The sequence below is a fragment of the Halomonas sp. SIMBA_159 genome (genome assembly GCF_046536035.1).
Classification (GTDB): Bacteria; Pseudomonadota; Gammaproteobacteria; order Pseudomonadales; family Halomonadaceae; genus Vreelandella; species Vreelandella venusta_A.
On sequence record NZ_JAWJBT010001767.1, the window covers coordinates 1 to 231 of the forward strand.

Here is a 231-nt window from a genome sequence, read left to right on the forward strand (position 1 = left end):
GTCATGCCTGACCAGGTTTTGAAGCGGGTACTGAAATTGGCCGGAATGGGGTAACCGACCATTTCCCCGATCTGTTGCACTGACCATTCAGAGGAGCGCAACAGCCGGGCCGCGTATTCCATCCGCATCCGGGTTAAATGTGCCATTGGGCTGCGTCCCATGTACTGCTGGCATAAGCGATGAAAATGCGGTTCAGAGCAGGGATAGAGCGCAGCCAGCTGGCGAACATCC

General features: G+C 56.3%; 1 protein-coding gene. It reads right to left on the minus strand.

Going from position 1 to position 231, the window contains the following annotated elements; all coding sequences use genetic code 11:
- The coding region (locus R0J87_RS25270; RefSeq protein WP_498889768.1) for a helix-turn-helix transcriptional regulator at nucleotides 1-218 on the minus strand (218 nt) is incomplete at its 3' end.
- Between the last annotated feature and the right edge of the window lie 13 nt (nucleotides 219-231).